22 protein-coding genes are annotated in these 24,558 nt (G+C 29.2%); 4 read left to right on the top strand and 18 right to left on the bottom strand.

The window, feature by feature from the left end; translation table 11 throughout:
* Complete coding sequence (locus L3B98_RS18670; RefSeq protein WP_238917821.1) at nucleotides 1-1,017, bottom strand: CotS family spore coat protein; 1,017 nt, start codon at nucleotides 1,015-1,017, stop codon at nucleotides 1-3.
* A gap of 127 nt (nucleotides 1,018-1,144) precedes the next feature.
* Between L3B98_RS18670 and L3B98_RS18665 the strand changes: the two genes are divergently transcribed.
* Nucleotides 1,145-2,266, top strand: coding sequence for a glycosyltransferase family 1 protein (locus tag L3B98_RS18665; protein ID WP_015390649.1), 1,122 nt, complete (start codon nucleotides 1,145-1,147; stop codon nucleotides 2,264-2,266).
* A 250-nt stretch (nucleotides 2,267-2,516) separates the two neighbouring features.
* Here L3B98_RS18665 and L3B98_RS18660 read toward each other — a convergent pair whose 3' ends face one another.
* The 5 genes from L3B98_RS18660 to tsaD all read right to left on the bottom strand — a co-directional run bounded on the left by L3B98_RS18660 (nucleotide 2,517) and on the right by tsaD (nucleotide 7,567).
* Nucleotides 2,517-3,653: an ABC transporter substrate-binding protein gene (locus tag L3B98_RS18660; protein WP_238917820.1), complete on the bottom strand. Its 1,137-nt coding sequence runs from the start codon at nucleotides 3,651-3,653 to the stop codon at nucleotides 2,517-2,519.
* Nucleotides 3,654-3,661: 8 nt separating this feature from the next.
* Nucleotides 3,662-3,973 carry a PTS lactose/cellobiose transporter subunit IIA gene (locus L3B98_RS18655; protein ID WP_238917819.1) on the bottom strand — a complete coding sequence of 104 codons (312 nt, stop codon included), beginning with the start codon at nucleotides 3,971-3,973 and terminating at the stop codon, nucleotides 3,662-3,664.
* Between the two features lie 159 nt (nucleotides 3,974-4,132).
* Entirely contained in the window at nucleotides 4,133-5,350 is a 1,218-nt protein-coding gene (locus L3B98_RS18650; protein ID WP_077360188.1) for a trypsin-like peptidase domain-containing protein, read from the bottom strand.
* A 189-nt stretch (nucleotides 5,351-5,539) separates the two neighbouring features.
* On the bottom strand, nucleotides 5,540-6,541 hold the full coding sequence (locus tag L3B98_RS18645; protein WP_238917818.1) for an alpha/beta hydrolase: 1,002 nt from the start codon (nucleotides 6,539-6,541) through the stop codon (nucleotides 5,540-5,542).
* Between the two features lie 6 nt (nucleotides 6,542-6,547).
* Complete coding sequence (gene tsaD, locus L3B98_RS18640) at nucleotides 6,548-7,567, bottom strand: tRNA (adenosine(37)-N6)-threonylcarbamoyltransferase complex transferase subunit TsaD (protein WP_015390644.1); 1,020 nt, start codon at nucleotides 7,565-7,567, stop codon at nucleotides 6,548-6,550.
* A 441-nt stretch (nucleotides 7,568-8,008) separates the two neighbouring features.
* Here tsaD and L3B98_RS18635 point away from each other — a divergent pair, with 441 nt between their 5' ends.
* Together L3B98_RS18635 and L3B98_RS18630 are read left to right on the top strand one after the other, a co-directional pair.
* Entirely contained in the window at nucleotides 8,009-8,659 is a 651-nt protein-coding gene (locus L3B98_RS18635; protein WP_015390643.1) for a RusA family crossover junction endodeoxyribonuclease, read from the top strand.
* Nucleotides 8,660-8,672: 13 nt separating this feature from the next.
* Nucleotides 8,673-9,233, top strand: a complete 561-nt coding sequence (locus L3B98_RS18630; protein ID WP_238917817.1) for a GDSL-type esterase/lipase family protein — start codon at nucleotides 8,673-8,675, stop codon at nucleotides 9,231-9,233.
* Nucleotides 9,234-9,338: 105 nt separating this feature from the next.
* On the opposite strand, the gene L3B98_RS18625 is transcribed toward L3B98_RS18630, so the two are convergent.
* Both L3B98_RS18625 and yedF read right to left on the bottom strand, forming a co-directional pair.
* Nucleotides 9,339-10,289: an FAD-dependent oxidoreductase gene (locus L3B98_RS18625; protein ID WP_015390641.1), complete on the bottom strand. Its 951-nt coding sequence runs from the start codon at nucleotides 10,287-10,289 to the stop codon at nucleotides 9,339-9,341.
* 24 nt (nucleotides 10,290-10,313) lie between these two features.
* Entirely contained in the window at nucleotides 10,314-10,886 is a 573-nt protein-coding gene (yedF, locus tag L3B98_RS18620) for a sulfurtransferase-like selenium metabolism protein YedF (RefSeq protein WP_015390640.1), read from the bottom strand.
* 189 nt (nucleotides 10,887-11,075) lie between these two features.
* Here yedF and L3B98_RS18615 point away from each other — a divergent pair, with 189 nt between their 5' ends.
* On the top strand, nucleotides 11,076-12,947 hold the full coding sequence (locus L3B98_RS18615) for an LTA synthase family protein (protein ID WP_238917816.1): 1,872 nt from the start codon (nucleotides 11,076-11,078) through the stop codon (nucleotides 12,945-12,947).
* 76 nt (nucleotides 12,948-13,023) lie between these two features.
* Here the strand turns inward: L3B98_RS18615 and L3B98_RS18610 are convergent, their stop codons facing one another.
* From L3B98_RS18610 to L3B98_RS18565, 10 genes are all read right to left on the bottom strand, one after another.
* Complete coding sequence (locus L3B98_RS18610; RefSeq protein ID WP_238917815.1) at nucleotides 13,024-14,148, bottom strand: ABC transporter permease; 1,125 nt, start codon at nucleotides 14,146-14,148, stop codon at nucleotides 13,024-13,026.
* Nucleotides 14,141-15,289: an ABC transporter permease gene (locus L3B98_RS18605; RefSeq protein WP_238917814.1), complete on the bottom strand. Its 1,149-nt coding sequence runs from the start codon at nucleotides 15,287-15,289 to the stop codon at nucleotides 14,141-14,143. The genes L3B98_RS18610 and L3B98_RS18605 overlap by 8 nt, the downstream gene beginning before the upstream one ends.
* A gap of 11 nt (nucleotides 15,290-15,300) precedes the next feature.
* Nucleotides 15,301-16,233 carry an ABC transporter ATP-binding protein gene (locus L3B98_RS18600; RefSeq protein WP_238917813.1) on the bottom strand — a complete coding sequence of 311 codons (933 nt, stop codon included), beginning with the start codon at nucleotides 16,231-16,233 and terminating at the stop codon, nucleotides 15,301-15,303.
* Nucleotides 16,234-16,553: 320 nt separating this feature from the next.
* Entirely contained in the window at nucleotides 16,554-17,474 is a 921-nt protein-coding gene (locus L3B98_RS18595; protein WP_238917812.1) for a DMT family transporter, read from the bottom strand.
* Nucleotides 17,464-18,306, bottom strand: coding sequence for an AraC family transcriptional regulator (locus L3B98_RS18590; protein ID WP_238917811.1), 843 nt, complete (start codon nucleotides 18,304-18,306; stop codon nucleotides 17,464-17,466). Before L3B98_RS18590 ends, L3B98_RS18595 begins: the two co-directional genes overlap by 11 nt.
* Nucleotides 18,307-18,472: 166 nt before the next feature.
* Nucleotides 18,473-19,093: a response regulator transcription factor gene (locus tag L3B98_RS18585; protein WP_238917810.1), complete on the bottom strand. Its 621-nt coding sequence runs from the start codon at nucleotides 19,091-19,093 to the stop codon at nucleotides 18,473-18,475.
* On the bottom strand, nucleotides 19,090-20,199 hold the full coding sequence (locus L3B98_RS18580; protein WP_238917809.1) for a histidine kinase: 1,110 nt from the start codon (nucleotides 20,197-20,199) through the stop codon (nucleotides 19,090-19,092). Before L3B98_RS18580 ends, L3B98_RS18585 begins: the two co-directional genes overlap by 4 nt.
* Nucleotides 20,200-20,443: 244 nt before the next feature.
* On the bottom strand, nucleotides 20,444-21,787 hold the full coding sequence (locus L3B98_RS18575; protein ID WP_015390631.1) for a TldD/PmbA family protein: 1,344 nt from the start codon (nucleotides 21,785-21,787) through the stop codon (nucleotides 20,444-20,446).
* Between the two features lie 2 nt (nucleotides 21,788-21,789).
* Nucleotides 21,790-23,175: a TldD/PmbA family protein gene (locus tag L3B98_RS18570; RefSeq protein ID WP_238917808.1), complete on the bottom strand. Its 1,386-nt coding sequence runs from the start codon at nucleotides 23,173-23,175 to the stop codon at nucleotides 21,790-21,792.
* 197 nt (nucleotides 23,176-23,372) lie between these two features.
* A complete protein-coding gene (locus L3B98_RS18565; RefSeq protein ID WP_238917807.1) occupies nucleotides 23,373-24,332 on the bottom strand; it encodes a polysaccharide deacetylase family protein in 960 nt (319 codons plus the stop codon).
* Nucleotides 24,333-24,558 lie beyond the last annotated feature (226 nt).

The raw sequence follows: 24,558 nt of genomic DNA, 5'->3' as shown, positions 1-24,558 counted from the left end.
TTAATTTCCTCCAACAAAATAACTATCAATAAACTTTTCTCTAAGCCCACGATCCTCCAAGTATTTTACTAGCTTATTTATAAAAAATTCTTCTCCCCATGGCTGTTGTTCCCAATATACTTGTAAACCAATCTGCCAAAATGCTTGAGGGAATCTTATGAATTCTCTTATTATAGGAAGCTCTTCCTTACTAACCTCCATATTTTCCTTGTAGGATTTAAAAATCAAATCTGCTTTTTCCATTTCCCACTTTCCCTCCTTCATAGTTCTTATTAATAGAGACCCTAAATCATGAAGATGAGAATCCAATATGCAGTAGTCAAAATCTATAATATTAATCCTCTTGCTCGAGTCAATCAAAATATTGTGGTGAGCATAATCATGATGACAAAACCCTCTCTCGAATACTTCTTTCTCCATTAATTTTACATAATTATTTTTTTGAAGACCTGCAATACTTTTTTCTGCTCGTTTAATTTCTGCTTCAATATTATCTAAATATAATAAATCAAAATCAGATTTATAAGCCTTCTGATTTATTCTATTTTTAAAATCAAGTATTTCATTCTTACGTGTTTCAAAAACTTTTAACCACGAAAACCACCCAATTCTAGGTTTCATTCCACTTCCAAGAGTAAAACCTTTACTGCACTTATGCAGCTTTGATAAAGCACTTGCTACCATAGCTAGTTCCAATGGATTATCATAATTACTTTCCCTAGAAGGTATCCATTTTGTTAGATAAACATATTTGCCATTTATACAACCATATTCACTTTTTTCTTTATTCATAATAAAACTTGGGATATTAATAAATCCATTTCTTTGTAGGTGTTTTATTGCAGACAAAATAAAATAGAAATGAGGAAACTCATATTTTATCATCTTTAAACAATATTTATTATCTTTTGTAATGATTTTATAGCTGTTCTTCACCTTTTCTATGTTTTCTATATCTAAGCTATAATTTTCTTCAATATAGCCTTTAATTTTAAGTATCTCCTTACTATTCTCCATAAAACTTTCCTACCAGCCATTATTTATTTTTATTATATGTCTTCAAAGAATTTATTGTGATTTATATTCACAAAAATTAAAATTAATTAATACCTTGTACTATATATGTGTTTATTGAGGTGTTCATATGAAAATTGCCATTGACGCTCGTAGTTCAACTTTACACCAAGGAACTGGAATTGGTACTTATACAACTAATGTTATATCAGAGCTCATTTCTTTAAATTCAAAAGATGAATTCACACTATTCTGTACTGGAAAATTCAATAAAAATTTTGATAGATACAATACTAATATAGTATTTTCTTCAGGTAGACATGGCGGTTTTTATGAGAAGTATTATATTCCTAACGCACTAAATAAAATTTATGCTGATTTATACCATATTCCTCAAAATGGGATAGGTTTTGATTTTGATACAAAAATTCCAACGGTTGTTACAATACATGATTTAATCCCATATATAATGCCTGAGACTGTTGGTAAAGGCTATCTAGAAAGATTTCTACGTGATATGCCTGATATAATATCTAATTCCTGTGGAATATTGACTGTTTCTGAATACTCCAAAAAGGATATATTAAAATTCTTCAGCTTTTATCCTGAGGATAAAATCTTCGTAACTCCATTAGCTGCAAATACTAATTTCAAACCACTAAATAAGAATAATTGCAAATTGTATGTGGAGAAAACTTATAAAATAGAAGACCCATATATATTATATATAGGTGGTTTCAGCCAAAGAAAAAACGTTTTAGGTTTAATCAAAGCTTTCCATAAAGTTTATAAAGATTTAAATAAACCTTATAAGCTTCTACTTGGTGGCCCAATAAAAGATGAAGGTGAGAAACTATTTACTTTTGTAAAAGAAAATAATTTAGATGATAAGATTATTTTTTGCGGATACTTAGAAGATGATATTTTACCTGTTCTCTATAGTGGCTGCGATGCCTTTGTTTATCCATCTTTCTATGAAGGCTTTGGACTACCACCACTAGAAGCTATGAGCTGTAAAGCACCCGTCATCACTTCCTGCTTAACTTCAATTCCTGAAGTAACAGGAGATAATGCTATTTTAATTAATCCAAATAACATTAGTGAATTAGAAGCAGCCTTGGTTAAGCTTTTGAATGATGAAAATTTAAAGTCTATCTTGAAACAAAAAGGTTATTTAAGAAGCCTTGAATTTAATTGGAGGAAAACTGCTAAAAATACCTTAGAGGCATACGAAAAGTTAGCAGCTAATTGACGGCTAGAAATTGAAAAAATTATATACCAAAATTGTATCTCCAATGTCTAAAAGAGCTTTTGTATACTATTTAGATAATGAAACTTACAAGTTAAAAGGAGCGTAAAACTTTATTAAGGAAGATTTTAAATCAACCTAATTTGAAAGTCTAGTGATAGATATCAAAGACATAGAACTAGTTGAAAATGAAGACTTTTAAGAGGGCAAAATTTTTTGCCCTCTTTCCTTATTACTAAATTAGATATTCACTCTAATTTCCTCTAAGTTCTTTCCTTACCTTAGTATATTTATCATAATCGCTTATTTCAGGAGCCTTTTCTTCTATATTACTCAATACTACTAAAGGACTATTCCCAACAAAATTTTTCCTTTGTTCTTCAATATCCTTACTAGCATAAGTATTTAAATAGCTTGAAAAGAATTTTCCTTGCTTCACATATTTAACAGTATCATCATTATCGGTTATAATATAAGTCATAAATTTTTCAACTAGTTTTTCATTATCACTATCTTGATTTACTATTACTAAATTATCGCCTTCGGCAGCAAAAAACTTATTTGTTCCTGCCTTGATACTAGGCACATTTCCTGTGCTCCACTCACAAGCATCCTTTAAAGACATTAATTCTCTCATACCATTAATTGATGATATTCTTGATAAAAATTGTCCACCATCTTCTAAATTCAAAATGTTGTTATTCTTTAAATTTGTAAGCATTGTTTGTACATCTAATTTTATTTGCTCTACATTCTTATCGCTATTCATATTTTCCATAGTTAGCAAATCTAATATATCCTCATAGTCTTGACCTGTTGCATTTAAGATTTTGACTGTTCCATTACTTTTATTATAAATATCCTTACCTATTGTAATAAAATCATCCCAGGTATTCATATCAGCTCTTTTATATCCGTAAGTTTTTAACATATCTTCTCTAACATACAAGGCTAATGGTCTAGAAGTTAGCGGTATTCCTATATAATTATCACCATCTTTAACTTGAGATATCCTATATTTGGAAAAATTCTTAGCATAATCGTTTAAAATTTTATCATTATTAACATAATCATTAAATTTCAATTGTTCAAAATTAGATCTGCTAATTTGAGTTATATTAACCACTTTATTTTTAACTTTTGTATCCTGCTTACCAGAAGTTATTTGACTATAATCCTCCAATTTTGTTACAGTAATAAGTGCCTTTTCATTTTGCTTCATAAAATTATTAGCACATTCAGCTAGATAATCATACGAATCCTCACTTGCAAATATTTCTATAGTCCCTTTGACTTGTTGCTCTTTATTAGGTTGAAACAAATTAATGCTTATTATCCCTATAACTAATAATATTGAAAAAATAATAATGTATTTTACTTTATTCTTCATAAACACCTCTAATTAGTAATTGAGTTAATTCTTTCATGAACTTCTATTATTTCTGAAGCTAAATCTTTAAAAGTCATTGTTGTCATTAGATGATCTTGTGCATGCACTAAAAGTAAAGAAAATTCTACTTTGCTACTTGCTGATTCTCCTTGTATTAAGCCTGTTTGAGAACTTTGCGCATATCCTAATTCCTCATCAGCTTTTATGAGTAATTCTCTTGCTTTTTCACTATCTCCTGCTTTAGCTAGAGAAATCGCTTCCATTGAATAGTTTCGTGCCTCTCCACTATGCATTATTATATTAAGTATTATCTCTTCCATAACATTATACCTTCTTTCGCCAAAATTCAAAGCAAAACTACTTAAAGATCTTTCCACTATAATGTTTAATTTTACTACTTTTCTATAAACTTTTAAAGAATAATAAAATAAGGATTGACCTAATCCTTTGATATAGCCAATCCTTATTAATAGAATTATTTACTTTTGCGCTTCCAATACTACTGATAAACTGACATTTTTCTTATCTCGCACAACTTCTAATTTAATAGTATCACCAGCATTTTTTCCTTCTTTTACTTGTTTTAATTGATCAACTGTCTTAACATCTTTTCCATCAGCTTTTACAATAATATCTCCAATTTTTAGTCCGCCTTTTTCACCTGGTGAAAATTCATCTACTCCAGCGACATAAACACCTTCTGATATACTATATTTCTTAGCTGTGGCACTATCAATTTCTCTTATTTGTATTCCTAAATTTAATATTTGTTTAGATAAGGAATCTATTTTACTCTTTACTTCATTTATAGGAATTGCAAACCCTATACCTTCTACTCCAGCTTCTCCAGCTGCTTGAGCACCTATCTTCATAGAATTTATTCCTATAACCTGACCCTTAGTATTTACTAATGGTCCTCCACTATTTCCTGGATTAATTGCTGCATCTGTTTGAATTAAATTCACACTTGTTGAGCCGTCTTGACCTGGAATTGTTCTGTTCCTGCCACTTATAACACCTTTTGTAAGTGTTTGCGCAAAATCCTTTGAAAGAGGTGTTCCGATTGCTATTACTTCTGCTCCTGGATACATTTCATCTGAATCTCCAAGTTCTGCAACAGCTGGAACCTTAGTTCCTTCTTTTAATTTAATCATTGCAATATCTTTCTTATCATCATAGTTTACTACAGATGCACTTGCTTCTGTATTATCACTTAAAGTAACTGTAATCTCTTTAGCACCTGCAATTACATGATAATTAGTTAATATATATCCTTCTTGATTTATAATGAAGCCTGATCCCATACCATCAACTTCACCATTACCAGAAAACACATTACCTGATTGACTCTTAGTTGAAACAATAACAACTGCTGGAGCTACTTTATTAAATGCGTCAGCTGCTGACATTGCATCAGAACTGCTTGCTGTGAAAGATTGTGGAACATAACTTATTTGCTGTGTAGCAACAGTGTTATTAGATTTCATTGCAGAATAAGTAACTCCGCCTCCGATTACTCCACCTGTTATTGTAAGAGTTAACATTCCTGCAATTTTTCCTAATAAGCGTAGACCTCTTCTCTTTTTCTTAGGCTCGTTATTTCCATTATTATTTTTAAAACAATTTTCCCATGCAACTTGTTCACCTTTATCTACTGGCAATGATTCTACATCAATAAATTTTTGATTATCATTCATATATTTATCCTCCTACATATTAATTATAAATAGCAAAAGTAAATACTGTTCTAAACATATTCAATATTCTTATGTTTATTTTACTAGTGATTAAATTATCTAATGTCTGCTAATCTTGTATTGGTATCAACTTTATAGTCTTAGTATAAAATCATTATGTGTCAAACAAATGACAAGAATCTATAAATATTATTGTTTTTTTTCTAATTTCTTTAAATCCTTAATAATACTATTTACACCATTTACAATTGAATTTGAATCTAATAATGATATAGGAGCTTCTTGTTTTTCTTCTTTATATATTGTAGTAGTTTCTTCTCCTCCTAGTTTCTTTATAGAGTCATCTTCATTATTCGTAATTAAATAGAATGGTTTATTTCCTAACATTCCAGCAGTTTGACTATTGGAATCACCGTTATACAAGTTACCTAATTCATTAGAAACTGCTGATCTATAATACTTCTTATTTTCAAAACTATTAAATTCTTCTAATTCATTTTGAGATATGTTTTCCTTAAAAGTCTTATTTTCAGTAGTTACTCCCATGCTACTTAACAAGGAGGTTAAACTAAAATAAGTTCCCATTGCTTCAAATTCACTCTTATAATATAAAGGCTTAAGCTTATCTTTATACTCTTGAGTTTTTATTTTTTCTTCCGAAAGTGGGTTAACTAAAACAACTCCAGCTACTGAGTCGGGATAAAGTTTACTGAAATTGGTCATTACCAGACTCCCATACTCCTCTCCTACCAAAATATATGGCTGTGGAGCCCCAGCTTTTTTAAGTAAAACCTTCAAATCTTTTGCTTGATCTTCTGGAGTTCTAGCATCTACTCCATCATTGAAGCCATAACCTCTTCTGTTATAAATAAAAGTAGAGATTTTCTTTTCTTCTAATGAACTACATACCTTTTCCCATTCAAACATAGTATTACCTATAGATCCATCAAACACTACAGTATAGTTTCCACCAGTTTTTAGTCTATACTCCATTTTATAGCCTTCAATTGTTACATATTTAAACTTAGATTTTAATTTTGTATTATCAATGATATTAGTAATAACTTGGGCAACAAAACCAAAAACTATTATTCCAACTATAACTAAAGCAACAACTTTAAAATATTTTGCTTTACTAACCTTTTCTCTGTCTAATTTATGAACACCATTAGAATGCGATAGTAACTTCATTTTATCCTACATCTCCCCTAATTTTAAGTTAGGCCTTGCATTTATGTCCAAATCAGATATTATTCCCTCTTGGTAGTTAAAATAAGCGGCACTACCTATCATTGCTGCATTGTCTGTACATAGTATTGGTGATGGGAAAAGAATATCAATACCTCTCTTTTTACCTTCTTTTTGAAGTGTTTCTCTTAAGCATGAGTTAGATGCAACGCCACCTGCTACTGCAATTTTATTTATACCTCTTCTTTCACAAGTCAAAAATAAATTAGTCTTTAAAACATCAACTATTGCTTTTTGAAAAGATGCTGCAACATCAGCTTTATTTACTTCAACTTCCTTCATCTTAGCTTTATTTAAATAATTTAATACTGCTGATTTAACTCCGCTAAAAGAAAAATCTAATGTATCGTCTTGAAATTTAGCTCTTGGAAATTCTATTGCATCTTCATTTCCTTCTTTTGCTAACTTATCAATTTTAGGGCCACCTGGGTAGCCAAGATCTAATGCTCTTGCTACTTTATCATAAGCTTCGCCTGCTGCATCATCCCTTGTTTGACCAATAACTTCAAACTCTCTATAACCTTTAACATGAACAATAAAAGTATGTCCTCCTGAAACTACTAAGGATACAAAAGGTGGTTTTAAATCTTTATGTTCAATAAAGTTTGCACTGATATGTCCCTGAATATGATTAACTCCTATTAATGGCTTTTTTGAACCAAGAGCCAAGCCTTTTGCATATTGAAGTCCAACTAAAAGAGCACCAACAAGCCCAGGACCATAAGTAACACCTATAGCGTCAACCTCTTCTAAAGAAACTTCTGCCTCTGCAAGTGCTGCTTTTACTACACTGTCCACGGCTTCAATATGCATTCTAGATGCAACTTCTGGTACTACCCCACCATATTTTTTATGTGTGTCTATTTGAGATGCTATTACATTTGATAATATTTCTCTACCATTAACTACAACAGCTGCAGCAGTTTCATCACAGCTTGATTCTATTGCTAAAATTATTTTTTTATCCATTTTTAATACCTCTTTTTTATTAAAAATCACCTAAAACATTAACTCTTAATTTCTAATGACAAACTTCCAATTAACATTTTATTTAACTATAATCTATATATTGCGATTATCAATGTTCAATACTCAATTGAAGATTAATTTCCTTTGGAGATCATTAAATTTTGAACAATTCTTTTGACAATATATATATTTTATCTTATATTTAATTAAAATTCCTACATACACTTGTAATTTTAATATTTTCTTAATATATATGATATATTATTTTTATCCATAAATCCCTAAATATTATACTTTATATATGAATTATTATCAAAGGCTACTTTATATTAATATAAAAATATTTTCCTATCGCCTCATAGTACTTTCGTCATTGATTGACATTTAATAATTCATAATTGATAATTGAACATATATAAGCATTATTCAAGGAGAATTTATATGTCAAATTACGCTAAAGTGATAATTAACGGGTCACCCATTACAAAATCTAATTTTAAATTACATAACACAAATGGTCGAGCTATTTTACCGCATAGTTCTGGAAAATATCATGATAGATATGCTCTATATGAGCAGGAAATTGCCTTACTAGCAAGAAGTCAAAATCCTGATACTATCTTATCAGAAAGCCTAATAGCCATATTAAAAGTATATTATAAAAGTCAAAAGCGCCATCCTGATACTATAAACATTACAAAAAGCATTTTTGACGGAATTGAAAAAAGCGGTTTAATTGTAAATGACGCTCAAATAGTGAAAATATTTACTGAAGAATATTATGATAAAGAAAATCCACGGTTTGAACTAGAACTATTTGCTGAAAGTCAATATGATTTCGGATATACAATAACAAAAAAGATTACGCCATTACGTCCTAAAATGTATTCTCCAATAAAAAAAACCTTATTAAATTCTAATTCCGCTAATGCAGAAAAAAGTACCAAAACTAAAAATGCTCAAAATTCTCATATAGTTAACACAGTCAAAGTATGTAATATATGCAATAAAGCTATTCCATCAGATGATTATGTCAAAGCTGATGGAGGAAAAACTTTAATCTGCAAAAAATGCTTTAGTAAGTTATTTTAAAAAGGAGTTACTCATGAATATAGATATTATTTTCTTTGGAGATAGTTTGACTTTTGGATATGGAGTTGTAAAACAAGATTCCTGGGTTTATAAACTCACACACAAACTTTCTTCCAATTCATTAAACAAAGCTTGCAATGGTGAAACTACTACTGGAATGCTTACTAGATTCTATAATGATGTTTTAATTCACCAGCCACAAAAGATTTTTCTTATGGGAGGTTCAAATGATCTTTTGCTTGGGAGACCTATTATTTCAATAATTGATAATATAGAATTAATGATTAAGGATGCATTAAATTCTAATTCAAAAATAATTTTAGGAATTCCACCTAAAATTATCGGTACTATGGCTAACTCGCTTTTTTCTCCCTCTCACTTATATACATATGCAGAAAATGGCCTTGAGCAGTTGAAAGATCAGCTTATTAAATTGTGTTCAAATTATAAAATACCATATATAGACTTTTATGATTTGATATTAGATTGTTCTCTATATTTAGATGGAATTCATTTAACTTCTTCTGGACATGAACTTATGTATGAAAAAGCTTTGCCTTTTTTTAATGAATGATAAATAATTCCTGTTTAAAGTTCACAAAGAAAGCTCGAATAGCAAAATATAAAACTTTGCTTCTCGAACTTTTCTACCTAGTTATTCCCTACTGATTATTAACTACTACTTTCTTAAGTATTTAGCTGCTTTTATTCCACATTCAATTCCATTAACTTCTCTCAAATGTGGTGATTTTTCTCCATATATAATGTTTCCACATGCAAAAAAACCTTCCATAGAAGTTTTATACTCAACTACCTCAAGCCCTGATGTTTCAGCATTTATATTAAGTTTTAAATTTTTAATTACAGATATATCTGGAACAAAGCCTACAGATAATAATAAAGAATCACATTCTCTTTCTGATATTATTTTAGTATTTATATTTTCTATCTTCGCTTTTTCAATTCTAGTTTCTCCTTCAATTTGAACTATTCTAGAATTTTCAATTATAGGAATATCAAAACCGTCAATGATATCTTGTATTTGCTCATCTGCTATTTCACTAAAGTTTTTTTCAATGATTACTCCTTCAATTTTTCCACCTTCTATTAATAATCTTCTTGCTACTAGAAATGCCCACTTATCTTTAGCTATAATTACAGTTCTTTTTCCTGGAAGATACCCTTCTAGGTTAACCATTCTATGAGCTTCACCAATCGTAAAAATTCCTGTAAGTCCATTTACCGGAATGATAACATTTCCTGAATAAGTTTCTTTAGCACCCATAGCTAATATCACTGCATCAGCAGATGCTTCAGTAACCCCAGTTTCTCCATTTACATATGTAACTATTTTTTCCTTACTAATTTCTAATACAGACGTATTTAATACAATTTCAATACCTAATTGATCTAGTTTTTTTTCTATAAAATCAATATATTCAGGGCCTGTTACTAGCTGGCCTAAAAACTTTTCTCCAAACCCATTATGGATGAATTGATTTATTATTCCCCCAGCCCTTGATTCTCTTTCTATTATAAGTATTTTTTCTATTCCTTCCTGTGCAGCCCCCATAGCTGCTGTCATTCCCGCTATTCCAGCTCCAATAATAATTAAATCATACTTTGGCATTAAAAATTCCCTCCACCATAAATACTATAACTTAATTAACCTCTTAGATTTTTTCATAGTAACAATCATATCATACATACTTACTATTTCACCAAAGGTAATATCTTTTCTCATATCATAATAATCTAAAGAAGTGTCATTTATTAATATTTTTACTCCTTTATCATATAGCAGCTTTAAATCTTCTGATACTTTAGAACCATTGCTAAATAGCTTAACACCAGAATTTAAAAATAATATTGCTCTAGGAAGTTCATCATACTCATTTAAGGCTTCAAAGTATTCTTTCATTAAAATTTTTCCTAAAGTTTCATCAGCATCTCCAAGTTTATCATTTGTTATTAATATTGAAAAAATATTCTCCTCTTCTTCTAATTCCAAACAGCCTCTTTTTTCTATTCTTATCATATATTTATTTTCATCATCATTTTCATACACCTTATAGCCTTTGTGAGTTGAATATCTCATGACATTATCATGTTCCAATTCACTGCTTACTCTTACAATTGCTTCACCCTCACCAATTGAATTAAAATATTTCTTAATCTCCCTTATTATTTGCAAATACGATAATCCTCTACAATCTATCTCTTTCATATCCTATAGCCTCTTTTCAATGTTATATTTACTATTAATAGTATACCACGTAAGTTTTATATATTTCTTCATATTTTCTTAATTTTTTCAGTTATCTTTTAGCTAGCTATGTATGATACAATTATATTTGTTTATTTCATAAATTTATGTATACTATAATGTAGTGAAATGTTGAATTGAGGTGAAGAAATGAGTTTTTTTAACTCTATATTAAATAAGTTTCTAAAAAATAACTTAACAAAAGATTCAGTTATAAGAATACTCTTCTTTTTAATAGCTGTAGCTTCTATAGTCTTGAAAGGAATTCTGTTTCAAGGTTTTGCTTCCAGCAAAGATCCTTATGTTTTCAGTTTTTCTGCCGGTTATGAAGCTGCTGATCCTTTTTTAAATTACTATATAGCTTTTGCTTTAGTATTTTTAAGCTTTTCTCTTTTATTTAAGGGGCGTGGCAGAATAATATATACCTTCGTTATTAATTTTGTTTTAACGCTTTTAATAATAATCGACATGTGGTACTTCAGAGGTTTTTTAACTGTACCATCAGCAATAGTATTAAAACAAACTTCTAATTTAGATAATATGACTGGAAGTGTATTATCTATGATGAGTAATTTAGATTTTATATTTCTATTGGATTTTATAGTGTTAGCATTATATGTTATTTTAGCTAGAAAATCTTTTACCCAAAAACATAGACGAGCTATTAAAACCTTTTTATGTACATTTATTTTTCCTGTAGTATTTATAATTTATGTCCCTATTAGTATAAATGTATTCAATAATGCAGATGTTCATAACGCCTATTTATTTAGTAATTACGATAAATCTAATACAGCGAAATATTTCTCTCCTATTGGATATCATATTATGGATTTGTATACAGTATATCGTGATTCTAAGCCTTATCAGTTAACTGCTGAAGATAAAGCTGATATTAATGAATATTTTGAAACTAAAAATGAAAACTTGCCTAACAATGAATACTTCGGTAAAGCAAAGGGTAAAAATTTAATATATATTCAAGTAGAATCCTTAGAAAACTTTGTCATCGATAAAACAGTAAATGGAAAGGAAATAACACCTAACTTAAATAAATTGGTTAAGAATTCTTTATACTTTCCAAATACCTTTGAGCAAGTTAATGAAGGGACAAGCTCCGATGCAGATTTGATGGTTAATACTTCTATGCTGCCATTAAGACAAGGAAGTACCTTCTTTAGATATCCAAATACCAATTATAATTCACTACCAAATATATTAGAAGATCAAGGCTATAGTACCCGTGCAATTCATCCAGATAAAGGTTCATTCTGGAATTATGCAGCTGGCTTAACTGGAATTGGCTTTGATAAATTCACTGATTATTATTCCTTCAATGTAGATGAAGTAATAGGACTCGGAATCAGTGATAAAAGATACTTTGAACAAGTTGTTCCTATGTTAAAAGAACAAAAGCAACCATTTTATACTGAAACTGTAACTATTAGCAGTCATGGTCCTTTTGATCTTCCACAACAATATAGAGAGCTTGGACTAGATCAAGAATTAAATGATAGCAAAATGGGTGGATATTTTGAAAGCGTTCATTACACTGATAAGCAAATAGGTTATTTCCTTGATATGCTTGATAAAGAAGGACTTCTTCAAAACAGTATAATTGCTATTATGGGTGATCATACAGGCGTACATAAATATTATGACGACAGTATTAATCAATTATCTCATAAGGAAGATTGGTATCTAAACACTGGAAATCCAACAGTTCCATTTATCCTTTATGATCCATCTACTAAAGAAGGAAAGAAATTTGATAAATTGTATAATGGTCAAATAGATGTAATGCCAACACTACTTTATTACTTAGGTGTTGATAAATCTAAATATGAAGATACTGCTTTAGGCAAAAATCTATTAAATACAAATAAATCCTTTGCTGTAATAACTAATGGAACTCTTAAAGGTGGAGAAAATCTTACAGATAAAGAAAAAGAAGTTTATAAAAAATCTCTAGATATTTCTGATAAGATGATACGTGCAAATTACAGACATGATCAAAATTAAATAAAAACATAAACAAAAGAAATTAGAGCATCTGCATAGAGTTCTAATTTCTTTGTTTTTATCTACAATAATGTAATTAATCGTTTTGTTTAATTAATACCATTTTATTTCTAGTGAAAAATATACTTAATAGTAAAAATAAAATTGATAATGCAAGCACTCCACTTAGCATAGGAATTATAGATTCGATTCCTTTTCCCTCTTGTAAGTTACTTATTGACATGATAATCCACCTTATTGGAAGTACATTTCCTATCTTTTGTAAGCCAGAACTCATCATGTCAAAATCCCAGTATGCACCACTTAACATAAATATAGGTATTGTAAAGGTTGAATTAACTAGAGCAAAAGTTGACTTATTCTTTATTAATGAAGTAATCATTATGCTAAAGGTAACAGCAAGCAAAGACATAAGTAAGGAACAAACAAGCAACAATATTGTATTTTCAAAACCGAATCCATAATTGAATGCTTTGCATACAATATAATGTTCAAGTGAAGGTATTGCTGTAAATATGAAGAATATGATACACTGTGCAGCAAAATATTGCCTTTCGGTAATTTTTCCCATAAGAATTCTATCTTTAGTGCCATCTCTTTCATCTTCTAATAAGAAACCACAACTTCCTGCAGCTGAAATGAATAATAAAAAATATATAATCCCTAAAGATGAAGTCACATTTGGTTTTCTATCTATCTTATTTAACACTTCATATTGAGGCTGTGAATCTCTAAAAGTCTTTATAACCTTGTCAATTTCTTCAGATTTAATATCAACATTATTGCATATTCTAGCCATTGCTGATACTTCATTATTTAAAACATCTTTTATAACATATTCAAGATCACTATTTGATATAGTTTCATAAGTGATTTGTGTCTTCTCATCATTTAATATACTTTCTGTAAAATTATCATCTATAGTTATAACCATTTCATATTGATGATATATTAAATCTTGAATGTAGTCTTTGTTACTTATTTCTACTTTACTTACTCCATCTAACTGTGATAGCTTATTTTCTAATTCTTTTCCTAATTGTCCCTTATCTTTATTTAATATAGATATCTTTACTGTGGAATTGCCATTATTCAAGGCTGTAAAAGCAAATACTAATATTATTGGAAGAACAAAGGTGGTAATAAAAAAACTTCTTCTCTTTAATAAGATTTTAGCTACAGTTTTCATTATACTAATCATTTGCAAGACCTCCTTTATTCTTTAATATTCCAATGAATACTAAAAAACATATTGCTAACAAAACTATTGGTAACCCTAATGCTATCATAAAAGCATTAGATTCTATTCCACATAGCATACTGCTTACAGCTGTATTAATCCAGTAAATAGGACTAAAATATACTAATTTATTTATTGGTGATATTCCAATAATCATATGAAGTGGCACATAGCAACCGCCTAAAAAGCATATCACTATTGTTACGAAATTTAATATTCCTGATACTGTATCAAAATTTTCTGCTATAATACCTAAAACTGCGCCTAATACTGAAGCAAAAATTCCAAATACCAAAAACATAGCTATAAATTTGAGTGTATTTTCACCCCAATTGACCTCTAATACTACAGATGAATACGCATATACAATTAAAATTTGTAATATTGATATAATTATCCCTGTAAATATCTTTGCCAATATAAAAGTACTTTCATTAGCCTTAGATAATTTTATCCTATTAGTAGTTTTAAGCCACTTTTCTTTATACACAGAGTCTCCAATAATACTTGCTATATATAGAATTATTAAAGCCAATTCTGTAAAAGTATAATATTCAGAAGACGTAATATCTCTTACACCAGAAATATCTTTCTTAACTACATAGTCATCATACTTATTTTTAACTAAATTCGTAAAAGCCTTTGGATTATATTTAGATATAGTTTCATATGAAGCATACTCATTAAGAATAGATTTAAAAATACTTTCAAATATCTTTCCCTTCATTTTCTCACCATTCTTTGATGAGTAGAATTTATACCCCACATCGGTAACTTCTATATAAGCCAAAGCATCATATTTATCTACTTCCTCTTTAGCCTTGTCCACTGAAGAAGTTTCTTCAAATTTAATATTAACCGCTCCTTCAACCCCTTGTTTAAAATCTAAAATACCCTGGTTATACTTTGAATCTTTATTTTGCATATAATATACCTTTGAATACTCATTACCAGTACCAAAAATGTCTCCAGATGTCATCATATTTTTAAGCCCTACACTAAGAGTTGTAATCAAAACTATTGGGAAAATGAATAAAAATATTAAAGTTTTTTTTGCCATTAGTAACTGTTTCATTTCCTTTTTTACGATTGCAAAAAACATACTATCCTCCTCTAACTTTCCCTAAGGTTTTTCCCAGTCAATGCTAAGAATACTGTTTCAAGACTAGGTTCTTCATTAATAATATTCTTTATATCTCCACCATTCTCAGAAATAGCAGCTACTATACTCGTGATTAAATTACTACTCTTCAATGTTGAAATCTTATATTCATTATCTAAAAAAATCACTTTTTCAACCCCAGTAATTTCTTTAAGTTTCTCTTCTAATCCATCAATCCTTTTAGCAACACTTATAATTAAATTATTTTTATTTTGAATTAATTCTTTAAGTTCTTCACTTGTCCCTTCTGCAATAATGTGACCATTATCAATTACCGCAATCCTATCACAAATATCATCAACCTCCTGCATATAGTGAGAAGTGTATATTATTGTTGCTCCCTCTTCCCTAAGTCTTTTAACTGACTCTAAAATATGATTCCTAGATTGTGGATCTATACCAACAGTTGGTTCATCCATAATTATGAGTTTAGGTGAATGAGCTATTGCACATCCAATATTAAGTCTTCGCTTCATACCACCCGAAAATTCTGATGCCTTTTTATTTTTCACCTCTGTAAGGCCAACAAAATCTAAAGTTCTATTAGTTCTTTTTATAAGTTCTTCCCCTTTAAATCCATATAAAGAGCAGAAAAAACTAATATTATCTTCAGCTGTCAAATCCCAATATACTGCAAAATCTTGAGGAACTATTCCTATATTTTCTTTCCATTTTCTTATTTTATTTGTCTCTTCTTCATAGATTATCTCCCCTGAAGTCTTTTTAATAAGCCCACATATCATCCCTATGGTTGTACTCTTTCCAGCTCCATTAGGTCCAAGGATTCCATAAATTTGCCCTTTTTCAATTTTTAAATCTATTCCATCAACAGCTATATGATTTCCATAATCTTTGTAAAGTTTCTTTATTTCTAGCATTTTCACTCTTGTTACCTCCCATATTCTTCTATAATATTAATATATAAAAAATATCTTCTTCTAAAATTAAATACAACACAACTGATATCTTCTATAATACTAGTATATAAAAAAAGATGAGTCTCCAATAGTTAGAAAACTCACCTTTTACGTATTACTTTTGTCACATATACATTAAAGTAAAGACTTATATTAATCTTCTAGCTTAAATTCATTAAGTGGTTTGCACAAAATTTCATTTATCTTAAGCTTAAACTGCTGCGTAGAACTTGCTTGTATTACCAAAGCTGTGGAAATGGATTTTCGTTTCTATATGGTACCCCTTTTTATCTTTTTATGATAGGATTCAAATACTTAAGTGGATTTTTAATACCATTTTGAGATATGTATAACCCTGATAATATAAGAATTGCTCCTATCAAAACTATATTAGTTATTGGCTCTTTTAATACTATTATTGATGTTACAGTTGTTATAAGTGGAACTATATAAATATAGTTGCTAGCCTTTACTGCACCAATATAACTCACACCTATATTCCAAGTAATAAAACATAGTGTTGAAGCTATTAGGCTTAGAAATAATATATTGAGTAACACATTTGGAATGATCAATTTTTCTAGTGTTAAATTTACTTTCAATGCAAACATTAATGGTATCATAAACATTACTCCATAAAAAAAGATTTTTCTTGTGATGTATATATAATTATACTTATATTTGTTATTAAGTTTTTTTAAGATTATAGAATAAACTGCCCAAATAAATGAAGCTAATATTGCCAGAAAATCTCCTAAAGGATTTAATTTTAAAATGAAATTCCCATTAAATATAACTAAAAACACACCTGCTATTGAAATAACAAATCCATATAATAGCTTTTTTTCAAAGTCCTCATGCTCTATAAAAAAATTACTTAATATCGCAGTTAATATGGGTGCCATAGCACTAAATAAGCCTACATTAGATGCAAGAGTATATTTTAATGCTACATTTTCAATTAAATAATATAACGTAACTCCTGCAGCTCCAGCGCTCATGAACACTAGCTCTTCTTTAAAACTACTAATCTTTTTAAATTTAGGATACATAAGCATCAATATGAAATAAGCAATTATAAATCTATAAAATAATATCTCCATTGGCTGAAGATTCTGCAACAGTATTTTAGTAGAAATGTAGGTAGTTCCCCAAATAATCATTGTAAATAAAGTAATTAAATTACCTATAATAAGTTTATTTTTCATTTAACTGCTCCTCATCTTTAACTAAAAATATTTTCATATATTGCTTTGGTGTAATTCCAATGAATTTTTTAAAGAAATTAGTGAAGTGGCTTTGATCTGTAAATCCTGTTTTAAGAGCTACCTCTAATGGTGAAAAGCCCTTCTCTAAAAATTTTTTTGCTTCATTAATACGAATTGCTTCAAGATAACTGTATGGAGATATGCCTTTTTGTTTTGCAAAAGAGCGTAATAGATGATATTTACTAATTCCAGTTAAATTACTTAACTCATTTAGGGTAATATTTCTTGTATAATTATCCTCTAAAAATTCACATATTGCATTTATTTGCATATTTGACTCTTGTAGATTAGTGACTCTGCTGCAATCTGAATATTCACTTATCAATTGCTCCATGACAAAGAAAAAAATTTCTTCTTTCTTAAACTCTTTTTCTTCCTTCACTATCATGCGATGCAACTCCCCTAATGAATTTATAAGATCACTATTAAACAATACATTCTCTGTAAAGTAAGGCACATAATCTTTGTTTGTTATCTCATATACAACTTTTTTCATTATATCTAACTTGATGTTTATACTACGATAATCTAATGGCCAATTGTCAATTTGTTCACAAGTATGATTATCATTAGGATTAAATATAGTCACATCACCTGGTCCAATATTATACGACTTATTTTTGCAAGATAAATGGCGCTTTCCACTTTCAATAAAGCCAATTACATAATAATCATGAAAATGATTAGGAAACTTTTGTACAATTCCCTTTAAACTATATGCTTCTATATTTAAATCAGTATCAAAATATACACTTCGAATTTCTTTTCGCATTTTAGCCCCCTCCATATTTGTAATATTTAAATGATATACAGCTTTAATCCTTCCTAAGAATAGCATTAATATAATAATATTTCTTGTATGATATTGCTAAAACTCTACTACAACCCTTATAAAAAAATGAGCTTTCCTTAACTCTGAAAGCTCATTTTAAGTAAAATCACAAATTTCCCTTTAAATAATTAACCGCCAATGCCGTTCTATGTTCAAGACTTGTTTTATCTAAAATTGCTGTAATGTAATTTTTTATTGTACCCTCTGAAATAAATAATTTATTACTGATTTCCCTATTACTTAGACCTTCGCTTATAGCTTTTATTATTTCTTTTTCTCTGTCTGTAAATTCATAACTCTTAAATTCAGGCTCTGTCTCCATCCCATGAATCTTGTCCAAAATATTTTCATTCATAACAATTGTGTTATTATATACTGAAATTATAGAATTCACTATCTGCTCTGGCGAAGAATTCTTTAATATGTATCCTTTTGCCCCATTTAAGAGTGCTTCATTTATATATTCTTCTTCATCAAATGTAGTTAATATTAAACATTTAACTTTAGTATTTTTTGCAATTTCCTGAACAGCTTCAACACCATTAACTTCTGGCATTCTTATATCAATTAATACTACATCCACATGATTTTCTAAACAAAATTGAATAGCTTCTCTACCATTTGAAGCCTCCCCAACCACTTCTATATCCCCTTTAATAGGTAAAAGTATTTTTAAACTTTCTCTAATTAAGCTGTCATCATCACATATTAATATTTTAATACTCATTGCTTATCCTCCAAATTCAAAACTGCATTAATTACAAATCCATTATCATTATAATATTCTACTCTTCCTCCAAGGTTTTGAATTCTTTCATCAATTCCTCTAAGCCCAAGTCCTTTTTTTAATGTCTTATATCCTTTTCCGTTATCTCTGAATTCTATCCTAACTATTTTATTATATATGTAAATAGCTAGTCTAATTTCATCCCCTGTAGAGTATTTTGCAGCATTGGTTAATGCTTCACTAAGATTATCTTGTATCGCCATCCACAATTTTAAAGTAAACCTACTTGTATCACCTTCAATAACCAAGGATGTTTTTACTCCTGTACTATATTCAAATTTTAATAATTGTTCTTTAATATTTTCAATTCCTATTACTTTATCCCTTGGCTTTACCTTCCTTAATACTTCCCTTATTTCATCCATCCCTTCTCTAAGATTCGTCATAGAAGTTGTTAGATATTTATATGCAAGTTCATTATTTTTACCTAAGGTTTCTTTTGTTACTTCTAACTGCATAATTGAACTTGTTATTCTATGCCCTAAATGATCATGAAGCTTTTGAGCCATAAAATTTCTCTCTCTTAAACTGGTAACAACATTATTCTGCTCTAAATACCGCTCAAGATTTCTAATTTTACTCTCCATTAAATGATGTTCATATCTTTGTTCTCTATCAAATTCTTTAATTTTTTCTTTATATTCATTTTGTTTTTTTAATTCAAATAAATACAAATTTACAACTACAGCATAAGTTATCATATAAAATACATTTTCTTTAAAAATGTAAAAAATTATTGCACTGCTAATTCCTATACTAACTAATATATTTATCTTCTTATTTAATATTTTAAACAATATTATGGGCAAAAAGAAATTTAACTCATAATACCCTAACTTTAAAATAATTAAAATACTAATAAGTTGAAGAAAATTAATGATCTTTTCATTTACCTTAAAAGAATAATTCAAAAATTCAAGAATTAATATTCCTATAATGCAAGTTATCCTAATAATCACACTAACAGCATCTGAAACAAAAAACATATTGTATAGTATACCTATTAATGACATTATAAACATAAGTATTGAAATGTTCTTGTTCATCATCTTCCTCCTTGCATTTATTTATATTGGTTCCATACATACTACTTTATTATAATCTGTATAATTAAATTTTGTTAGAGTTTTTATACAAAAAATGCCTATAACATACTAATTTATCATTAATTTCTTAAACATCAAAAAAGTGAAGGACTTATGCTTCCTCCACTTCTTCAAACTTCTTATTTATTATAGTTTCTTCAATAAATTTCTTATTATATTTTTTTCAATTACTATATACTTTTATCTATTTTCCTGCCACAGAAAGTTCCTTTACAACTACAGATGGGCATCCTATACTGCTCATTGGGAATTTCAAATCACTGCCCACTTCTTCTATATCCTTTAATAGAGTGAAGAAATTACCTGCTACTGTTATCTGCTCAACAGGGAAACTCTTCTTTCCATCTTCAATCATGAACCCTTTAGCTGCCAAAGAAAAATCTCCTGTAACTGCACTAGCCCCTGAATGAAGACCTGCAAAATCTGTTATTATAACTCCATCTTTAACTTCTTCACAAAGTTCATCAAAAGATTTCTTTCCTGGCTCTATATAAAAGTTTGTTGCACTTATGCCAACTATAGATGCATAAGAACTTTTAAATCCATTTCCTGTAGACTTTACTCCTGCTTTATGTGCTGTCTTTAAATTATATAAAAAAGTATTTAGTTTTCCTTTTGTGATTATTTCTTTTTTATAAGTTGCAACACCTTCATCATCAAAAGAAGTTGTTCCAAGACCGTCTTCTAAATGAGGGTCATCTACTAAAGTCACGATATCTGATGCAATAATTTCTCCTTCTTTTCCCTTTAATAAAGATAAGCCCTTTTGTACTTGTTCTGCATTAAATATTGAAGAGAAAGTTCCAAGTAAAGATACCATAGCTTCATTATTTATGATCATCTTATATTTTCCTGATGGAATACTCTTTCCACCAATTTTTGATAGTGCTTCTTCAAGCCCTTGTTTAGCTATAACTTCTGGCTTTACTTCACCTAAATTTTTAGCTATCACGTACCCTGTCCCATCATATTTTATCTCATTGTCTTCAACTATTGGAACAACATATGCAGTTAAGCTATTTCTTTCATTTTGTAAATTAAGACCTTTTGAATTAATGATACCATAAGTAGATTTACCATATCCTATTCCACAACCTTGGAAACTTACTACCTTATCACATTGCTTTTTACATTCCTTCTCTATTTCTATAGCAAGGGATATAAGTTCATCAGGTTTTATTTCATCTAATTCTTTTTTATAGGAATTTATCTCTTTGTATTCCTTATCCCCTTCATATATAAATTGTACATCATCATTTTCTATAGAAAGTGCTGCAGCTTTAGCATTTGTAATCAGAGTTTTTATTGCTTCTTCATCTAAAATCTCTGTATATGAATATCCCATCTTATCATTTATTTTTCCTCTAAAGGATAATCCAAAAGCATTATTTAATTTATATTTTTCAACTTCACCTTCATATATATTTATACTCAAACTTTCAGCATCAGAATAATATATTTCACATTCTTCAAAGCCCGAATTCTTAGCTTCTTTAAATAATTCTTCTTTAAATAAGTTAAAATCCATATCTATCTACCTCCTACTGTCATTTTCTTAACTCTAATCATAGGCTGACCTACATTAGTAGGAATACTTCCTGAGGATGATCCACACATCCCTTGAGCCACCTCTAAATTATTTCCAACCATATCAATATCCATAAGAACTTGACTTCCTTTACCGATAAGACTTGCTCCTCTTACAGGCTCTTGAATTTCACCATTTTTAACTAAATAGCCTTCTTGAACAGCAAAGTTAAATTCACCAGTAACAGGATTAACAGATCCTCCACCTAACTTTTTAGCATATAATCCATCTTCAACAGATTTAATAATATCTGCCGGATTATCATTACCAGCTGCTATATAAGTATTGGTCATTCTTGAAGTTGGTTGGAATTTATAACTTTGCCTTCTTGAACTACCTGTTGCCTCCATGTTCATACGTCTACCATTAAGCTTATCAATCATATAACCCTTTAAAATACCATTTTCAATTAAGATATTCTTTCGAGTCTTATTTCCTTCATCATCAATGTTTAATGATCCCCAAGCATTTGGCATTGTACCATCATCTATTGCGGTAACTTTAGTAGATGCAATCTGCTCTCCTAATTTATTAGCAAAAACCGAATTTCCTTTAGCTACAGCGCTTGCTTCTAAAGAGTGACCACAAGCTTCGTGGAATATAACACCACCAAATCCATTATCAATTACAACACTCATATTACCAGCCGGGCAATTCTTAGCATGTAACATAGTATGAGCCACTCTTGCTGCTTCTCTACCGTGATATTCTGGATCTATGTTATCAAACATTTCAATCCCCATATGTCTTCCTGGTCCTTCAAAACCAGTTTGATTTTCATTTCCTTTTGATGCAATTGCACTTACACCAAGTCTTGTTCGGATTCTCCTATCTGCAATATATAAACCCTCAGTATTTGCAATTAAAATATTTTGATCTTTATCAGAATAATTAGCAATAACTTGTGAAATATCAGTGTTAAATTCCTTTGCACCTTTATAGGCCTTTTTTAATATAGCTATTTTCTTATCATAAGCTACATCCTTTGGGTAATATAGGATTGGATGTATAGTTTCTATTTTCTTTTCATTTAAAACAATTGAAAGCCCATTGTTTTCTTTTACTTCTCCTAAGGCTAAAGCTGCTCTATATGCAGTATCTAAAAGGCTATTTAAACTATTATTGTTTGTATATGCATATACACTATTTAATCCCTTAAATATTCTAATTCCTATTCCATAACTTCTGCCACCTATTGCATCATCAACTCTTCCATCAACTAGAACTATAGAATTATTAACTGAATCATCTTCAAATAATTCAGCAAAATCTCCTCCAGTTACTAGACATTTTTCTAATACCTCTTGGGCAATACTTCTTGATAACATAAAATTCCTCCTTACATTAAACTTATCTATCTAATATATAAAAAGATAAAAAATCAAAATTAATATATATTACCAGTTTACCATTAAATTCTTTACCTATACATAATTTTTTTATTATCCTAAAATAAAAAATAGACTATGTTATTTAATGTTAATAACATAGCCTATTTATAAACTATTACAATTAATTTCATGAACTATTTTAATATCTTAAATTCATACCCTTGATCTTTTAAGTATTTTATTATGCCTGGTAAAGCCTTTGCGGTTTCTTCTTTTCCATAAGTATCATGCATTAATATTATAACTTTTTCTCTTTTACCTACAGTTTTTATAGCTTCTTGAGTTAACTGTTCTGCAGTCCTTTTAGTTTTACTTTCTGCATCCCCTGATAGCGCATTCCAATCAATTTGATGATAATCTTTATCATGTAAAGCCTTATCTATTGCAACTGTACCTTGAGGGTCACTTTTCTCCCAAGTCATTTGTCCTCCAGGGAATCTAACAGCTCTTGTTGAAAAATCTTGCCCTAAAACATTTTTTAAAGATTGATTTGTTTTTTCAAAATCAGACATACAAGTATTTACGTTTATTTTATTCTTTGGATACAAATAATTGTAATCATGTGTATAAGTATGATTTCCTATAGCATTTCCTTCTGCATACTCTCTTTTAACTAAATTTTTATTAGTTTCACTTGCATCTATTTCTTTACCAACAAGAAAAAAAGTCGCATGCACATTTTCTGCCTTAAGTATATCCAATATTTGAGGAGTTACTGTTTCTGATGGGCCATCATCAAAAGTTAAATATGCAACTTTTTTTCCATCCGCTCCATCAGGTTTTTGACCTTTCATTTGCTGATTTAAGTACTTCTCTACAAATGCAACATCTTCAACTCCTGAATTACTTTCTTTTGTAGGTGCAGTTTCAGTTGAACTATTTTTGTCTTCTTGCGTACTACTTGAGTCTAATTTTTGATTTTTATCATCCTTCACCTCATCAAGTGCCTGTACGGCTTGTCTTGACGCTGAAAATTTCTGAGCTGCTAAAGCACTACCTACAATTACAAATATTGCAACTATAATAAATAATATAGTAGTTCTTGCTCTTTTTATATTTTTCATTTTATTATTATTCCTTCTATCAAACTTCATTTTTCTACCTCATATATTTTAGTGAATTTAGTTATTATACTACTATAAATTAACCTTGAAAAACATTTTTCATTTCTATATATAGTATAGTTATTTTATGAGTTTTATACAATAAAAAAAAGCCGATTTCTCGACTAAAATTTTTTCATTTTTTATAAAAAAATGGCTCCGCGAAGAGGACTCGAACCTCCAACCTATCGGTTAACAGCCGAGTGCTCCACCATTG

Origin of the sequence: Clostridium sp. YIM B02555 (assembly GCF_022320955.1) — a bacterium.
Classification (GTDB): domain Bacteria; phylum Bacillota; class Clostridia; order Clostridiales; family Clostridiaceae; genus Clostridium; species Clostridium saccharoperbutylacetonicum.
This window is presented reverse-complemented; position numbering and strand designations above follow the sequence as displayed.

What these genes read in the sequence shown, in the direction of transcription:
- L3B98_RS18570 (WP_238917808.1), bottom strand. Translation starts at nt 23,175, where the DNA reads ATGTTATCAAGAAGTATTGCCCAAGAGGTATTAGAAAAATGTCTAGTA.
- L3B98_RS18615 (WP_238917816.1), top strand. Translation starts at nt 11,076, where the DNA reads ATGAGTTTTTTTAACTCTATATTAAATAAGTTTCTAAAAAATAACTTA.
- L3B98_RS18625 (WP_015390641.1), bottom strand. Translation starts at nt 10,289, where the DNA reads ATGCCAAAGTATGATTTAATTATTATTGGAGCTGGAATAGCGGGAATG.
- L3B98_RS18650 (WP_077360188.1), bottom strand. Translation starts at nt 5,350, where the DNA reads ATGAATGATAATCAAAAATTTATTGATGTAGAATCATTGCCAGTAGAT.
- L3B98_RS18585 (WP_238917810.1), bottom strand. Translation starts at nt 19,093, where the DNA reads ATGAGTATTAAAATATTAATATGTGATGATGACAGCTTAATTAGAGAA.
- L3B98_RS18580 (WP_238917809.1), bottom strand. Translation starts at nt 20,199, where the DNA reads ATGAACAAGAACATTTCAATACTTATGTTTATAATGTCATTAATAGGT.
- L3B98_RS18635 (WP_015390643.1), top strand. Translation starts at nt 8,009, where the DNA reads ATGTCAAATTACGCTAAAGTGATAATTAACGGGTCACCCATTACAAAA.
- L3B98_RS18575 (WP_015390631.1), bottom strand. Translation starts at nt 21,787, where the DNA reads ATGGATTTTAACTTATTTAAAGAAGAATTATTTAAAGAAGCTAAGAAT.
- L3B98_RS18645 (WP_238917818.1), bottom strand. Translation starts at nt 6,541, where the DNA reads ATGAAGTTACTATCGCATTCTAATGGTGTTCATAAATTAGACAGAGAA.
- L3B98_RS18670 (WP_238917821.1), bottom strand. Translation starts at nt 1,017, where the DNA reads ATGGAGAATAGTAAGGAGATACTTAAAATTAAAGGCTATATTGAAGAA.
- L3B98_RS18610 (WP_238917815.1), bottom strand. Translation starts at nt 14,148, where the DNA reads ATGATTAGTATAATGAAAACTGTAGCTAAAATCTTATTAAAGAGAAGA.
- L3B98_RS18590 (WP_238917811.1), bottom strand. Translation starts at nt 18,306, where the DNA reads ATGCGAAAAGAAATTCGAAGTGTATATTTTGATACTGATTTAAATATA.
- L3B98_RS18630 (WP_238917817.1), top strand. Translation starts at nt 8,673, where the DNA reads ATGAATATAGATATTATTTTCTTTGGAGATAGTTTGACTTTTGGATAT.
- L3B98_RS18660 (WP_238917820.1), bottom strand. Translation starts at nt 3,653, where the DNA reads ATGAAGAATAAAGTAAAATACATTATTATTTTTTCAATATTATTAGTT.
- tsaD (WP_015390644.1), bottom strand. Translation starts at nt 7,567, where the DNA reads ATGGATAAAAAAATAATTTTAGCAATAGAATCAAGCTGTGATGAAACT.
- L3B98_RS18655 (WP_238917819.1), bottom strand. Translation starts at nt 3,973, where the DNA reads ATGGAAGAGATAATACTTAATATAATAATGCATAGTGGAGAGGCACGA.
- L3B98_RS18565 (WP_238917807.1), bottom strand. Translation starts at nt 24,332, where the DNA reads ATGAAGTTTGATAGAAGGAATAATAATAAAATGAAAAATATAAAAAGA.
- L3B98_RS18605 (WP_238917814.1), bottom strand. Translation starts at nt 15,289, where the DNA reads ATGTTTTTTGCAATCGTAAAAAAGGAAATGAAACAGTTACTAATGGCA.
- L3B98_RS18595 (WP_238917812.1), bottom strand. Translation starts at nt 17,474, where the DNA reads ATGAAAAATAAACTTATTATAGGTAATTTAATTACTTTATTTACAATG.
- L3B98_RS18665 (WP_015390649.1), top strand. Translation starts at nt 1,145, where the DNA reads ATGAAAATTGCCATTGACGCTCGTAGTTCAACTTTACACCAAGGAACT.
- yedF (WP_015390640.1), bottom strand. Translation starts at nt 10,886, where the DNA reads ATGAAAGAGATAGATTGTAGAGGATTATCGTATTTGCAAATAATAAGG.